This window comes from Prochlorococcus sp. RS04, assembly GCF_001989455.1.
Lineage (GTDB): Bacteria > Cyanobacteriota > Cyanobacteriia > PCC-6307 > Cyanobiaceae > Prochlorococcus_A.
In genome coordinates, this window is record NZ_CP018346.1 from 361,272 (window position 1) to 376,214 (window position 14,943).

17 protein-coding genes are annotated in these 14,943 nt (G+C 31.2%); 6 read left to right on the forward strand and 11 right to left on the reverse strand.

The window, feature by feature from the left end:
• Window positions 1-9 precede the first annotated feature (9 nt).
• From tal to BS621_RS02100, 4 genes are all read right to left on the reverse strand, one after another.
• Window positions 10-1,011: a transaldolase gene (tal, locus tag BS621_RS02085; RefSeq protein WP_077141654.1), complete on the reverse strand. Its 1,002-nt coding sequence runs from the start codon at window positions 1,009-1,011 to the stop codon at window positions 10-12.
• A gap of 92 nt (window positions 1,012-1,103) precedes the next feature.
• On the reverse strand, window positions 1,104-2,855 hold the full coding sequence (locus tag BS621_RS02090; protein ID WP_077141655.1) for a peptidoglycan D,D-transpeptidase FtsI family protein: 1,752 nt from the start codon (window positions 2,853-2,855) through the stop codon (window positions 1,104-1,106).
• Window positions 2,855-3,283, reverse strand: a complete 429-nt coding sequence (locus tag BS621_RS02095) for a hypothetical protein (RefSeq protein WP_077141656.1) — start codon at window positions 3,281-3,283, stop codon at window positions 2,855-2,857. Before BS621_RS02095 ends, BS621_RS02090 begins: the two co-directional genes overlap by 1 nt.
• Before the next feature lie 84 nt (window positions 3,284-3,367).
• Window positions 3,368-4,729, reverse strand: coding sequence for a CPBP family intramembrane glutamic endopeptidase (locus tag BS621_RS02100; RefSeq protein WP_077141657.1), 1,362 nt, complete (start codon window positions 4,727-4,729; stop codon window positions 3,368-3,370).
• Window positions 4,730-4,845: 116 nt separating this feature from the next.
• On the opposite strand from BS621_RS02100, the gene BS621_RS02105 reads away from it, so the two are divergent.
• Complete coding sequence (locus tag BS621_RS02105; protein ID WP_077141658.1) at window positions 4,846-6,174, forward strand: histidine phosphatase family protein; 1,329 nt, start codon at window positions 4,846-4,848, stop codon at window positions 6,172-6,174.
• Window positions 6,175-6,226: 52 nt separating this feature from the next.
• Here the strand turns inward: BS621_RS02105 and lepB are convergent, their stop codons facing one another.
• The 5 genes from lepB to BS621_RS02130 all read right to left on the reverse strand — a co-directional run bounded on the left by lepB (window position 6,227) and on the right by BS621_RS02130 (window position 8,514).
• On the reverse strand, window positions 6,227-6,886 hold the full coding sequence (gene lepB, locus BS621_RS02110; RefSeq protein WP_025894163.1) for a signal peptidase I: 660 nt from the start codon (window positions 6,884-6,886) through the stop codon (window positions 6,227-6,229).
• 29 nt (window positions 6,887-6,915) lie between these two features.
• A complete protein-coding gene (locus BS621_RS02115; protein WP_077141659.1) occupies window positions 6,916-7,272 on the reverse strand; it encodes a Spx/MgsR family RNA polymerase-binding regulatory protein in 357 nt (118 codons plus the stop codon).
• On the reverse strand, window positions 7,269-7,823 hold the full coding sequence (locus tag BS621_RS02120) for an inorganic diphosphatase (RefSeq protein WP_077141660.1): 555 nt from the start codon (window positions 7,821-7,823) through the stop codon (window positions 7,269-7,271). Before BS621_RS02120 ends, BS621_RS02115 begins: the two co-directional genes overlap by 4 nt.
• Before the next feature lie 4 nt (window positions 7,824-7,827).
• Entirely contained in the window at window positions 7,828-8,067 is a 240-nt protein-coding gene (locus BS621_RS02125; protein ID WP_077141661.1) for a hypothetical protein, read from the reverse strand.
• Window positions 8,068-8,163: 96 nt separating this feature from the next.
• Window positions 8,164-8,514, reverse strand: a complete 351-nt coding sequence (locus BS621_RS02130; protein WP_025971848.1) for a hypothetical protein — start codon at window positions 8,512-8,514, stop codon at window positions 8,164-8,166.
• Window positions 8,515-8,689: 175 nt separating this feature from the next.
• Between BS621_RS02130 and BS621_RS02135 the strand changes: the two genes are divergently transcribed.
• The 4 genes from BS621_RS02135 (at window position 8,690) to BS621_RS02150 (ending at window position 13,367) form a co-directional block, all read left to right on the forward strand.
• Window positions 8,690-10,486, forward strand: coding sequence for a proline--tRNA ligase (locus tag BS621_RS02135; RefSeq protein WP_077141662.1), 1,797 nt, complete (start codon window positions 8,690-8,692; stop codon window positions 10,484-10,486).
• Between the two features lie 31 nt (window positions 10,487-10,517).
• The gene (psb27, locus tag BS621_RS02140; RefSeq protein WP_025894157.1) at window positions 10,518-10,955 is read left to right on the forward strand and encodes a photosystem II protein Psb27; all 438 of its coding nucleotides are present in this window, start codon (window positions 10,518-10,520) and stop codon (window positions 10,953-10,955) included.
• An 81-nt stretch (window positions 10,956-11,036) separates the two neighbouring features.
• On the forward strand, window positions 11,037-12,347 hold the full coding sequence (locus BS621_RS02145) for an adenylosuccinate synthase (protein ID WP_077141663.1): 1,311 nt from the start codon (window positions 11,037-11,039) through the stop codon (window positions 12,345-12,347).
• A 15-nt stretch (window positions 12,348-12,362) separates the two neighbouring features.
• Window positions 12,363-13,367: an adenosine kinase gene (locus BS621_RS02150; RefSeq protein ID WP_077141664.1), complete on the forward strand. Its 1,005-nt coding sequence runs from the start codon at window positions 12,363-12,365 to the stop codon at window positions 13,365-13,367.
• Between the two features lie 5 nt (window positions 13,368-13,372).
• On the opposite strand, the gene cutA is transcribed toward BS621_RS02150, so the two are convergent.
• Both cutA and cobK read right to left on the reverse strand, forming a co-directional pair.
• Window positions 13,373-13,678, reverse strand: coding sequence for a divalent cation tolerance protein CutA (gene cutA, locus BS621_RS02155; RefSeq protein ID WP_077141665.1), 306 nt, complete (start codon window positions 13,676-13,678; stop codon window positions 13,373-13,375).
• Between the two features lie 13 nt (window positions 13,679-13,691).
• Entirely contained in the window at window positions 13,692-14,489 is a 798-nt protein-coding gene (cobK, locus tag BS621_RS02160) for a precorrin-6A reductase (protein WP_077141666.1), read from the reverse strand.
• A gap of 28 nt (window positions 14,490-14,517) precedes the next feature.
• Here cobK and BS621_RS02165 point away from each other — a divergent pair, with 28 nt between their 5' ends.
• Window positions 14,518-14,943: a single-stranded DNA-binding protein gene (locus BS621_RS02165; RefSeq protein ID WP_077141667.1), complete on the forward strand. Its 426-nt coding sequence runs from the start codon at window positions 14,518-14,520 to the stop codon at window positions 14,941-14,943.

Sequence of the window (14,943 nt, forward strand, 5' to 3'; positions counted from 1 at the left end):
AACTTAAATTTAGTTAGCAGAAATCAATTTATGATTTTTAATCTCTGAATATCTCTTTAGTAGCAGCTCTTCCAATTCTTCTATAGCCTTACTGAATCCAGTAATCCCTTCACTGAGCTTTTCACTTGCCATTTGATCTTCTAACATACTTAATCTGAAATCTTTTTCTTCAAATTCATAGTCAATAGAATTATTTATTTGGGTACTTACATCTAATTTCCTAACTAACTCTCCTTTTTCTTTTTTCAGTTCCTCAAGAAATTTTGGCGCTATTGTTAAAAGGTCGCAACCTGCTAATTCTTTTATTTCATCAAGATTTCTAAAACTAGCCCCCATTACTTCTGTCTTGAATCCTTTTTCTTTAAAGTACTTGTATATTTGCGTAACCGAAATAACACCAGGGTCTTCAGCACCAACAAAACTAGTTTTACCAGTTTTTGCTTTATGCCAATCTAATATACGGCCAACGAACGGAGAAATTAGAGTTATCTTTGCATTGGCACAGGTTACCGCTTGGCAGAAGTTAAAAAGTAAAGTTAAGTTGCACTTAATACCCTCTTTTTCCAAAATTTCAGCTGCCTTAATTCCCTCCCAAGTTGCAGCAATCTTAATCAAAATTCTTTCCTTTTCGATACCAAAAATTTTGTAAAGATTGATCAATTTTCTCGCTTTTTCTACCGTAGCTTCTGTGTCAAAGCTCAGTCTTGCATCAACTTCTGTAGATACGCGCCCTGAAATAATTTTCAATATTTCTTTTCCAAAAAATACTGAAACTTGGTCAACAGTTTCTTTGATTAATTCAATTTCGGAAAATCCTTGGGGCAATTCATTTTCTGAATTTTCTAAAGCTTTATCAATTAATTTCACATAATCAGGGTTCTTAGCAGCAGCAAGTATTAGAGATGGATTGGTGGTGGCGTCCCTTGGTTGAAATTTCTTTATAGAATCTAAATCTCCAGTATCAGCAACAACAACGGTCATTGAGGACAATTGTTCTAAAATTGATTTCATATCTAGATAATCATATATATATACATAAACTAGCTTTTATTCCTGATGAAATCATCAGATAATGAACTAAATATTTATAAAATTGGAAAATTTTAGGGTTTTTTAACAATCATTCCATGATCTTTAATCTTGGGAGGTATTTTTTCAATTACTATCAAACTCTCGATAATTTCTTTAGCAACTGGTACAGCAACAGTTGAGCCATATGCATAAGATTTAGATGGCTCATCAACGACTACAAGGACAACATATTTAGGATCATTAACTGGTAAGGTCGCCACAAAACTGCAAACTTTTTTATTTGTATAGGAACCATTCAAGGCTTTATGGGAAGTGCCCGTTTTACCCGCTATTCTATAACCCTCGATTTTCACTCCAGATCCACTACCTTTATCAACTACGCTCTCCATCCATTCAAGAACAGTTTTAGAGACTTTGTTTGAAAAAAATTGTTTTTTTGGATTTTTATTAACTCTTTCTTTGAAAGTTGAGGTTACATGTGGAGTAACTTCATAACCACCATTTGCTAGAGCCGCATGAAGTTGAAGCAATTTAAGTGGCGAGATTGAGAAACCTTTGCCAAAAGAAGTTACAGCAGGCTCAATTGATTGATTTACAAATAAATCTTTTCTCTTTAGTTGGCCAGCAGTTGATTCAAATAAGTCAGTCTCTAAATTTTTATTTATACCTAAATTTTCTAGCCAATCCCAATAAATTGAAGGGTCTAAATTTTGCATTATTTTTACCATCCCAACATTACTTGAAACCTGCAAAACTTTTGGATAATCAATGTATCCATTACCTTGTTTATCCCAATTAGAAAGTGTCCATCCTCCAACATTAATTTTTCCTATATCTTCAACTAGTCCATCTTTCTGGATTACTTTTTCTTCTAAAGCTAAGGCAAGATTAATAGGTTTAAAAGTTGAACCAGGCTCAAATAAATCTTGAGAGTACCAACCCCTAAAAAGTCGAGAGTCGTACTGCCAAAATTTATTTGGATCGTACGATGGGACTGTAACCAATGAGAGAATCCGACCATTGTTAACATCCATAACTATCGCAAATCCTTTCTTCGCTTTCCATTTGCTTACTTGCTTTGATAATGCACTAAATGAGGCTTTCTGTAATTTTGAATCTACAGTTAGGCCTAAACTTTTGTAATCAGAAACAAAATCGCCTGGGGCTGAATTATCCGGTAAAGGAGTTCCATCTCCTCCTCTTTTTATTAAATTACTTTTATTAAAAACTTTAATTTGATTATCTAAATAAAGCTCTAAACCTGCTGAAGCTATATTCTCATCATTAACAAAACCGACAAGATTAGAGTAAAGCTTCCCTTGAGGATAATATCTCTGCGAATATTTAAATAAATCAATTCCACTTATTTGAAGGTTCTTAATCTTTTCAGCCTTTTCTTCCGAAATTTTATCCAAAAGCTTGATACCACTCATTTTATTATTAAATTTACTCAATAGTATTTCAACATTTATTTCCAAGATAGGAGACAATTTTTCTATAACTTCTTCAATACTGCGAACTCTATTAATTGAGTCTCCAGGAAAATTAAAATATTTTGGATGGGCCCATAATTTATAGAGAGGTTTATCGTAAGCAACTAATCTATTATTTCTATCAACAATTGCTCTCCTTTTTTTTAAGGCATTAGTTTTAGAAGACTGTATTAATCTAGCTTTCCTTTGCAAATCAGAGGCGTTAAAGACTTGCAATCTAACTAACCTACCGAACAAACAAAATATTAATAGTAAGCTAAATATATAGAGAAATTTAAATCTTCTTTGATCAAGGGGTATTAGACGAACAATCTTTTTGTATTTTTTCATCAATAGCCTCTTTGATATTTGCTATCACTAAAACCATCAATAAAACTACTTAAATTTTTCTTAAACAAACTTTCTTTTCTTTTTGGAATTTTATCTAGATAAATTAAATCTTCAGGTTTAGTTTTTCTATAAATATTGAGAGACTCAAGTTCACTAATATAAAATTCCTCAATTTTAGAAATATAATCGATGAGATTATTATTGATAGCTATTGTTTTAGATAAGTTTTTATATGTATTTGACCATTTTCTTTGACTATTAAAAGATAAGAAAAATAAGGTGAAAATTAATACCAAAAGAGAGATATTAATGGTGTCGAAAATTTGATGTATTAATTTGATATTAATTATGGATATTTTTTCTGAATTTTTTTTACTTTCATATAAAACTTTTTTTTTAAAATTAAGTTGATTCCCATAAGGTTTCATCTATGATTTATTTTTAAATTAAAGAAGTGTTATTAATTAAATAAACATTTTTTTGCTTGATTCGCAAGTAAAAAATTAAATTCTTTATGTCCTCAATAAGAACAAATTTAAGAAGGTCAATCCATTCCATAAAGAATGCATGATAACTGAAGAAAACAAACTTCCTGAAGCAATTCTTGTAATTGCTAATCCAATCCCAAGAACAAATAATGGCGGCATTTCTCCCAAACTTAAATGGGCTAATGCAAAGATAAAAGCTGAAACTATGATGCCCGAAATTACACCAAAATCTCTTGAAAGAGTTGGCAGTAAAATGCCACGAAATATAATCTCTTCAAATAGAGGAGCTAATAGAGTTGTTGTTATATATAATAGAAAAAATGATAAGTAATTATTATTGTTAAGAACAATTTCCAGCAAGGGGTTACTACCATTCTGATTATCGATCAGACTATTCATAATTAGAGAAATCAATAAAACAAAAGGAACAATTGTTAACCAACCTTTGATTCCCTGAATAATTGCATACTTTATTGGCAAAAAATTGAACTGTAGATAATCCTTTTTAAAAGTAAATTCACCATTCAAGGATTTAATTTGATAAAAAACTATCCATAATGGAGGAATAGCCATAAAAAGATATCCAAAGAAAATTTTTAAAGATTGAGACAATTCATTAGAGATATTTTTAGAAAAAAGTTCGACCAAACTGATAGAAAATAAAGGTGATACCACTTCTCCTAAAACAACAAATCCACCTGCAATTAATAAAACCATATCTATTAATTCTAAATCTAAGGATTTAATTTCTTGCCAACCAAACTTTTTCAAAGATATAGCTGTCCATAATATTTTTAAAGCGAGAATAGAGCCAATAAGTATTGTTAAAAGTGGTATTAGTCTTATGGCTAATATTTTAAAAAACATTTTGCGTGAAAATGATTTTGATATTAATGCACTATCGTCAAAATCAAATTTCTGGCTTAAAAGGTGATATAAAAATCTATCACCTTTGAATAAATCAAATTTTTCAGAATTTACTTTATATGAATTATTATTAGATTTTTTTTCTATCTCATCAATCATAAATTTATAGTTTTTATCTTCAAAATCTTTGGATATATTTTTATAAATTAAAGGATTATTTAATTCTGAAGTAATTATTCGAATTAATTTATTTCTTTCTGTTAGCTCTTCAAATGGAACATCAGAGAGTAATTTATTTATTTGATCAACAGGATCATTAAGGATAAAAAATTTTTTAAGATTTACAGGTATTGATTGGACAGATAATTCAGCAATTTCTTGCTCTTTTTGACTAATATCAAATGAAACAGACGGTCTATTTAAACTGTCTCTTAATCCTTGTTGCCATACAAAAAAAGTTATGACGATAGAAATAAAAGCTAGAGTGAGTTTTGACTTAGAAGTATTTTTAAAGTTCATAACTTATTATATTCTTGAAAACTATAGTTAGTTATCATTGAATTTCCTTATATTTATGTATCTATTTTAATCACGCCATGAGATGATTAAATTATCTTAATTTTCAAATTTATATAATGGCTATAAGATTAGTTTTAGTTAGGCATGGACTAAGCAGTTTCAATGCAAAAGGATTAATTCAAGGAAGAACAGACGATTCATTATTAACTGATGAAGGATACGAACAAGCCCAGAAAGCAGGAAAAGCATTATCAAAAATAAACTTCGATAAAATCTATTCCTCCCCACTTGTCAGAGCTGCAGAGACTGCAAAAACAATTAAAAAGGCCTTCAATAAAGAACAAAATATTGTATTCGAAGATAATTTGCTAGAGGTAGATCTTAGTGAATGGTCTGGACTAAAAATTGATGAAATAAAGAAGAAATTTCCAGAAATTTACCCTATATGGAAAAATGATCCAGAAAATCTTATCTTAAAAAGAAATGATAATAAAACTTATAAACCAATTCAAGAGTTATTTTTTCAAGCAACAAATTTTGTAGAAGATATTTTAAAAATTTATCTAGACAAAGATGATGTAAATATTTTAGTTGTTGGACATAATGCAATTCTCAGATGTTTAATACTCTTGTTATTAGGTAAGCCTAAGCAAGGTTTTAGAAAAATAAGATTAGAAAATGCTTCTTTCTCGATACTCAATATTTCAAAGAAAGATAACTCTTTTAAGACTCAAATTGAATGCTTAAATCAAACTTCCCATCTTAATAAAAATATTCCAAATAAAATTGGAGATTCCAGAATATTTCTTATAAGACATGGTGAAACTAACTGGAACAAAGAAGGTAGATTTCAAGGTCAAATTGATATCCCTTTAAATGAAAACGGAAAAAATCAAGCAAGAAAGACTTTTGAATATTTGAGAAATATTTCTTTCAATAAGGCATTTTCAAGTTCAATGCATAGGCCTTATGAGACTGCACAAATAATCCTTCAAAATAACAAAGATTTAAAAATTGAGAAAATAGATTCACTTGTAGAAATCAGTCACGGATTATGGGAGGGTAAATTGGAAGCAGAAATTAGAGAAGAGTGGCCTGCTTTGCTAAAAAATTGGCATGATAAACCTGAAGAAGTAATAATGCCCGAAGGTGAATGTATAAAAGATGTATCAGAAAGGTCAGTAGAAGCTTTTGACAAAATTTGTTTATCTCAAAAGGATAATGATCAAACCCTGATGGTTGCTCATGATGCAGTCAATAAAACTCTAATTTGTAATATCCTTGGGATTAATTATTCAGATATTTGGATGATAAAACAGGGTAATGGCGGCATAACAATAATTGATCTTTTTAATGATCCCAATAAGCCCCCTGTGATTAGCGCTCTTAACATTACAACACACCTAGGGGGAATACTTGATTCAACGGCTTCAGGAGCACTTTAAATTAAATCTTGTTAAAAATTTATTTTGCTGAAGTCAGAGTCAGAAAAAAACTTCATTTGCTGAAAAAGCCAAATTGACTAAGAGGCCAAAATCTGAAATATGCTTTACCAATTATCTCTTTTTTATGAAGAAATTTGCTTCCAGGCCAATATCTTCCATCCCAGCTATTTGCCCTATTATCACCTAAAACTAAAAAATGATCTTCTGGCACTTTTATGTTTTTAAATTTACCACAATTATTAAATAGGGATAATGAGCACTTATAAGAGACATAGGGTTCAGGAATTAATTTATTATTTATTATTAATTCACCATTAGAGTTTACACTTACAATTTCTCCTGGAAGTGCCACCACTCTTTTAATATAAGCATCGCAAGCTTGATCCCTCAAACCAGGAATAAACGACATTGGAGGGAAACTCATAAAAAAACAATATCTTTTTTTTGGTAAAGGCTTAGATCTTGATGAGATTAATTTTTTATCAAACGAGTATGGTGAGTTAAAAACAACAATATCTCCTCTTTTTGGTAAAGAGTTTCTTAACGAAAATTTTTCAATAATTAACCTATCATTTATTTGTAATTCTGGGAGCATTGAACCAGAAGGGATATAACGTGGTTCTGCCAAAAATGATCTACAAGAAGAAACAAAAAAAGTTAATAGAATTAGTAGACCCCATTCTTTTAAAAAACTTTTTATCGAACCAGGCATAGGATTAATAAAGTCTTGATTTTCTAAACTTATATAAATTGTTTTGCATATTCAATTTCGTTAAAACCTAATATTACTTTTTTCCCTTCGTAAATCAAAAATGGTCTTTTTATTAATTTGCCATCACTTAAAAGAAGTTGAATAATTTCTTCCTTTGACAAACTATCAATATCAAGATTAAGAGTTTTAAAGGCTTTACCTCTTGTATTAAAAATCCTTTTCTTATCATCAGAGTATTGTTCCAAGACTAGATTTAAATAATTAACAAGTGGAGGTTCTTTTACAATATCTAATAACTGAAATTCAAAATCTTTGCTTTCAAGCCACTTTGCAGCTTTTCGGCATGTAGAGCATTTTAAATAACTATAAAAAATTATTTTTTTCAATTTAATTTACTAATATTTGATTTCTTAAGTACTTTAAAGTTTTTCTTTTTTGGAGGCATACAACTTTTCAATAAATTTTCAACTACATCAAAATCCCTCCAACCATCAATTTGAACTGTTCTTCCATCGAGTCCTTTACTTGTTCTAAAAAATTCTGCAACATCCTCAAGCTGATTAGGAGCAATTTGATTAATACTTACTATATTAGCCTGCCTAGGATTAGCCATAGGCACACATAAAAGTTTTCCATCATAAGCACCACAATCATGCATATCCAAAACTCCAATAGGTCTAGCTTTTATTAGACAACCCGCAAAAGTAGGTTCGTCCATTATCACCATTGCATCAAGGGGAGCTCCATCATCAGCAAGGGTATTTGGGATAAAACCATAATCAAAAGGGTACCTCACTGAAGAATGTAATACTCTGTCTAGGGCCATTATTCCTGCGTCAGAGCAATATTCATATTTATTCCTACTCCCTGCAGGTATTTCAACAACAATATTGACTATTCCATTCATTGGAGATGGAGGTATTGAACTAAGGTCCATCTTTTTAAAAATCGTGATTATGAATTATCTCGTTTCCTTGAGATAAAGGTCTGCCAATTAAAATGCTTATTGAAGGTAAAAAAATTGTCAAAAAGGCAAAAATAATACCTAAAGATGTTATTGATAAACTCCTTATACTTAAGGGGTCATCATCATCTCTTTCAAAATCACTTCGGGCAGAACCATGAGAAGATTCTTCGCTTGATTTACTTTGAATAAACTGCTTTGATTTCGTGTAACTCAAGAACTCTTAATTGGTACAGATTAAGGAGATAATTAAACATCATTATCCTACATTCAAAATGTCAATAAATCAAAACATTGATTAGGAACTTTTTAATTACTCTTTTTCCAGCAAAGACCTGATAGATTTAAGTTCATCTAATATTTGCACCAGTACATTTTGAGCAGCGGAGGAAGGTGTATTAAAGACCTCTACAGTAACCTCCTTAATTCTTAAAATATCTTTTGCAAACCTTGCTACTTCATTGGGATGGAATTTTAAAGGATCTTTTTGATCAGTTCTAAATTCTGGATTTAGTTTTCTTGGATTAAAGCTAGGGTTTAAATTTCTTAAATCTGTGTTTGTGTACCTATAGACAGAAGCTCTTGATCTGTTAAGGAATTTTTGAACTTCATCAATACCTACTAATTCCTCTTCGCTAGAAATATTGGAATCTATATTTTCCATAAACTTAAGAAAATGTTTTAGTAATAATGAACTTTTAAAAGAGTTTGAACTTCATTACTGATGAAGTTAGCAGAAACAATATTTTTAGACTAGCCGCGTTGAGGGACTCAAGACACTTTAAATTATTTTTTCATCTTAGTTGATAAAATTAAATATTATTAAGGATATTTTTTGTATGCGCGTGACAACCTCATTTCCTCTGGGGACACTTCGTGACACACCTTCTGAAGCTGAGATTATTTCACATCAATTACTTTTAAAAGCTGGGTATATTCGCAGAGTTAACAGCGGTATTTATGCATACATGCCAATAATGCTTAGAGTTATTGAAAAAATATCCGCAATAATTGAGAGAGAACTTAATAGTATTGGTTGTACAAAATTACTATTACCCCAACTTCATCCTGCAGATTTATGGAGAAAAAGTGAAAGGTGGGAAGGATATACTGCAGGTGAAGGAATAATGTTTAATCTAAAAGATAGACAAGGTAAAGAATTTGGTTTAGCTCCAACTCACGAAGAAGTTATCACGAGTATTGCATCAGAGACCATCAACTCCTATAAGCAATTACCACAATGTTTTTATCAAATTCAAACAAAATTTAGAGATGAAATAAGGCCAAGGTTTGGATTGATGAGAAGTAGAGAATTTATTATGAAAGATGGTTATTCTTTTCACTCTTCAGAAAACGATCTAGCTTCTTTCTATGAAAAGATGGGCAATGCTTATGAAAATATTTTTAAATCTTGTGGACTGCAGACAGTAGGGGTTGAAGCTGATAGTGGAGCAATTGGCGGGGCTTCATCTAAAGAATTTATGGTCACTGCTGATGCTGGAGAAGATTCCATTTTGTTTACTCAAAGTGGTTCTTATGCTGCCAATATTGAAAAAGCTGTTTCCCTCCCCTCTCAACCTATTCCACTTAGAGATAATATTGCAGAGTGGTTAGAAACACCTCATCAAAAAACAATCCTGGATATTTGCGATAATAATAATTTAGACCCTACTCAGATTATTAAAGTTGTAATATTCCTTGCACAGTTCGAAGATGAATTTGAGGTCCCAATTCTTGCATGCATAAGAGGCGATCAACACGTTAATGAAGTAAAGCTTTTTAACTTAATCAATAAACTTCATAATTTCAATCTCCTTAATCTTAAAAAGATTGAAGACAAAAATACTATCGAAAAAAACCTAGTTAATTTTCCCTTAGGTTTTATAGGGCCAGATTTAGATAATAAAACTATTAAAGCTAATTCTAATTGGGATAAAAAATGGACAAGAATAATTGATCATTCTGCAAGTGACCTTTCGAATTTTATAAGTGGTGGGAATAAAGTTAATTTCCATAAAGCTTTTCAAGAGTTTTCTTTTGCTTCGAAAGACTATCTAATTGGGGATATCAGAAATGCCAAAAAAGGAGATAAAATAAGTATTGATAATGATGAGGAACTTAAAGAAAAAAAAGGTATCGAGATTGGACATATTTTCCAACTAGGTCAAAAATATAGTGAAAAATTAAATGCAAAGTTCTCTGATAAGGATGGCCAGTTAAAAAATTTATGGATGGGTTGTTATGGAATTGGAGTTACAAGAATAGCTCAAGCTGCCATCGAACAGAATCATGATCAAAAAGGCATTTGTTGGCCCATCCAGATTTCGCCTTTTGAAGTTATTATTATCCCAACAAACCTAAAAGATCCTATTCAAAGTGAGCTTACTGAGCAAATTTATAAAAACTTTTTAATTAATAAAATTGATGTCCTTCTTGACGATAGAAACGATAGAGCTGGCGTGAAATTTAAAGATGCGGAATTAATTGGTATTCCTTTTCAGATAATTATTGGCAGAGATTCTGTGAACAAAGAAGTAGAACTTTTATGTAGAACAAATAATACTAAGCTTAAAGTTAGTTCTGATAAATTGTTGGAAACATTTATTTCTGAATCTGAAATAATGTACAATGAATAGTCTTAAAGCTAAATTTTTTGGGAGCTAAGTTATGTTACTGAAATGGACATCAAAATTATTTTTTAGGACTCTTACCAAAGCTATATCTTTTTCAATATCCTTAATTGTTGTTTTTACACTATTTAGTTCCCCATCTATAGCTGCAAAAACCTCTATGACAGGTGACTATGCAAAAGATACAATTTCAGTTGTTAAAACATTGCAAACAGCTGTTGATACCCCAAAAGATTCTCCAAATAAAGATGAAGTAAGAAGTGAGGCTCTTACACTAATAACTGACTATATCTCCAGATACAGAAATAGAGGGATGGTGAATAAAACTCAATCATTTACCACAATGCAAACAGCATTAAATGCGATGGCAGGTCATTACAAAAACTTTGCAAGTAGACCTTTACCAGATAAACTTAAGGAGCGTTTAACTAAAGAATTTTCTCTTGCTGAAAAAATGGTTCTAAGAGAAAGTTAATACAATTCATTTACTTTTTAAAAGTAAACCAAGATTCTTGAATATATTAAATATTCTCACAAAAATAATGCTCTTCTAAAATTGGCCAATGTTGTTGTAATCGGAGCCCAATGGGGTGACGAAGGAAAAGGTAAAATAACGGATTTACTCAGTCGTTCGGCAGATGTTGTCGTTCGCTATCAAGGGGGGGTAAATGCAGGTCATACTATAGTCGTAGATGATAAAGTCTTAAAATTACATTTAATTCCCTCAGGGATACTTTATAAAAATACTTCTTGTCTAATTGGTTCGGGAACTGTTGTAGATCCAAAAATCTTGCTAAAAGAAATTGACATGTTAATTGATAATGGAATTGATATCTCAGGATTAAAAATTTCATCAACATCACATGTAACGATGCCTTACCACCGAATATTAGATGAAGCGATGGAGACTGATAGAGGTTCAAACAAAATAGGGACAACAGGGCGTGGGATCGGCCCAACTTATGCGGATAAGTCACAAAGAAATGGCATTAGGATAAGAGACTTGCTTAATAAGGAAAGGCTGAGTAATGTGATCGAAATTCCTTTAAGAGAAAAAAACGGTTTACTAGAAAAAATCTATGGAATTAAGCCTCTTAAATTAGAGGAAATTGTTGAAGAATATCTTGACTATGGGCAAAGATTATCAAAGCATGTTGTTGACTGTACGAGAACTATCCATGCAGCCTCAAAAAACAAGAAGAATATTCTTTTCGAAGGTGCTCAAGGGACTTTACTTGACTTAGATCATGGAACTTATCCTTTTGTTACCTCATCAAACCCCATATCAGGAGGGGCATGTATTGGGGCTGGAGTGGGTCCCACTTTAATTGATAGAGTAATCGGTGTTGCAAAAGCTTATACCACAAGAGTAGGTGAAGGGCCATTCCCAACAGAATTGCAAGGGAGTATTAATGATCAACTATGTGATAGGGGCAGTGAATTTGGAACCACTACTGGGAGAAGGAGAAGATGTGGGTGGTTTGATGGAGTTATTGGTAAATATGCTGTATCTGTAAATGGCCTTGATTGTTTAGCCGTTACGAAACTTGATGTTTTAGATGAATTAGATGAGATACAAGTTTGCGTTGCATATGATCTCAATGGAGAGGAAATAGACTACTTTCCCACAAATTCAGATGACTTAAAAAAATGTAAGCCAATCTTCAAAAAATTAAAAGGTTGGCAATGTTCAACTGCAGATTGCAGAAAACTATCTGATCTCCCAGAGAATGCTATGAATTATCTAAGATTTTTAGCTGAATTAATGGAGGTTCCAATTGCCATTGTCTCTTTGGGGGCGAATAGAGATCAAACTATAGTAATTGAAGATCCAATTCATGGTCCTAAAAGAGCACTTCTAAGATAATTTAATTTCAAATTAATGAAGGAATCCTTTAGACATTTTGAACATAATAAAACAGTTGATCTCATTGGCCTGGGCAACGCAATAGTAGATATTATTGTAAATATTGAAGATGAGTTTCTTGAGATTAATAATCTGGATAAAGGATCAATGAATCTAATTAATTCTGCTGAATCTCAGAGATTGTTAGAAAATTGCAAAGTGGTCAAACAAATATCAGGTGGGTCCTCAGCAAATACCGTTGTTTGTTTAGCAGAATTAGGTAATCAAGTTCAGTTTATTGGAAGGGTGAAAAATGATCAATTTGGGGATTTCTTTTCTGACGATATAAAAAAAAGTAACACTATATTTAATACTCCACCAACTATTGAAGGTGCTCCAACAGCTCATTCAATCATTTTGGTTACACCTGATGCCCAAAGAACTATGTGCACTTACCTAGGTGCATCCGTAGAGTTTGAACCAAAAGACATTGACTTTAATGTAATTAAGGAAAGTAAATACTTATATTTAGAAGGATATTTATGGGACAGCGAATTAGCTAAAAAAGCTTTTATTAAAGCCGCCCGAATTGCAAAACAATCTAATACAAAAATAATCCTTTCTTTGTCTGATTCATTTTGTGTAGATAGACATCGTGAGAGTTTCTTGGAATTAATTTATGAATACGTAGATATTGTTTTTTGTAATGAATCCGAGGTGTTAAGTCTATTTAAAAATGATAAATTAGCAAGCTGCCAAGAATACCTATCTTCCTTATGTGAATTAGTCATTGTAACTCTTGGAAGCAATGGTTCTCTCGTAGTTAACAAAAATAATGTTGAAATAATTGAGTCAATAACGAAAGGCAAGATTATTGATACTACAGGAGCCGGAGATATCTATGCGGGAGGATTTATCCATGGATTAGTAAACAATTGTTCCCTCAAAAAATGCGGAGAGATAGCTTCAATTTGTGCGGGGCAAATAATTACGCAATTAGGATCCAGATCAGATATTGATCTTAAAGAGTTAATAAAATAGATTAATCAAATAGTCTTATTCAACCAATCATAATATTTCATCTCAGCATGGTATTTTTTGTAAATAATCTGAGGGATATCATATGTGGAATTTTTATTTACGAAATCAATTAAACAATCTTTAAAATCTAGTTTACTTTTTATTGTGATTTCAAACTCTTTAGTTTCTTCAATTTCATCATCAAACTTATAAGTTGAAAAAATTTGCTTTATCGAAACACAAGCTGCAAGTTTATTTTGTATTAGTAATTTAGCCATTCGCAAAGCATTTGCGTTACTTGATTCAGTTGTGATCATAACTAATACTTCCATAATGAATTTAACATCAATATTTTTTAATTATGTGATTTATCAAATTGTGATATTGATCAAAAGAGTAAGAATAATCATTTTTAACTTTCGGCCTTTTAACCAAAAATAACTTCATCTCACTTCCAGAAACTATACTCTCCCAGTTTTTCTGAGAATAACTTCCAGATTCTCTGCATAGAATATAATCTATCTCCCAAAAATCACAAAGTTTTTTTTCTAAAATGCTTTTATTATTTTTACTCGGTTCAAGTATCGCTATGTTTGCATTTTTAATGCATGATCCAAAAGCTTTAGTTATACTCTCATAAGTTGGAAGTACCCTTGTAAATACATTTGCTTTACAATTCATATAATAACTAGCTGTATCATTAAGGGATCTTGATCCTATTGCAAGAAGAATATTCTTATTTTCTATATCAACATTATTTATATCCTTTAAATGATCAATATAAAAAAAATTATTAGTGTTATTTATTAGAGATTTCCTCTCAAATAGTAAAAGAGGTGTATTAATTTCTTTACATGCATTATTAAGATTTTTAGAAATTATTACGGCAAAGGGATGAGTAGCATCGACAACGCATGTGATTTTATTTTTATTTATGAAATTAATTATTTGATCTTTATTATTTAATTTCCCCGTAATGATATGTAACTTTGGATTTTCAATATAAGCTTGCCCTGCTTTATAAGTTAAAACACTTGCAAAGACTGAATAATTAAGTTCAAGAAGCCTATTAGCTATTACAGGTCCATCCGAAGTTCCTGATAGGATCCAAACATTTTTATAGCAATTTCCTCGATTCTGCATCAGTATGTCTTTAATTAAATAGTAAGTAATGAATCATTGTTTAATTCAGGCGGTCATTAATAGCGCTCCCGAAATGAGGTATACCAAAGAAAACCAAACTCCAATTGCAGAAATGATTGTTAATTTTAAAGGATTACGTAGTGAAGATCCAACCAGAGATCTCAAGATCATAGGATGGGGAAATATTGCCCAAGAAATGGTAGATGAACTAAAGGAGGGGCAAAATATTGTTATTGAGGGACGTTTAAAGATGAATTCTGTCACTAGAAAAGACGGAACGAAAGAAAAACAACCAGAACTGACAGCTTCAAAAATTCATCAAATATCGCCAGTTGATGTTATTAAGTCTGATCAAAAAGAGAATAATGAGTCATTTGAAAATAAAGAAACCGCCAAAAAATCTAGTTGGGATAGTTCACCTTTAGTACCTGAAGTGGACGAAATACCTTTTTAA